Genomic DNA, 219 nt, shown 5'->3' on the forward strand with positions numbered 1-219 from the left:
TAGTTTTGAAGGAATGAAAATTTCTTCTTGAAATATTTTCTAAAGATAGTATAATAATATCTTGTCTTTACCTTATCTAGTGACGATAGCGAGAAGGTCACACCCGTTCCCATACCGAACACGGAAGTTAAGCTTCTCAGCGCCGATGGTAGTTGGGACTTTGTCCCTGTGAGAGTAGGACGTCGCTAGGTTGGAGAAGACGGAGGATTAGCTCAGCTG

1 rRNA gene is annotated in these 219 nt (G+C 42.5%); it reads left to right on the plus strand.

The annotated features are described in order from the left end of the window. Positions 1-75: 75 nt before the first annotated feature. Positions 76-191: ribosomal RNA gene (gene rrf / locus V7147_RS06975) — 5S ribosomal RNA — on the plus strand. Positions 192-219: the final 28 nt, after the last annotated feature.

Source organism: Bacillus sp. JJ1521 (genome assembly GCF_036965165.1).
In the GTDB taxonomy this organism is placed as follows: Bacteria; Bacillota; Bacilli; order Bacillales; family Bacillaceae_L; genus Ferdinandcohnia.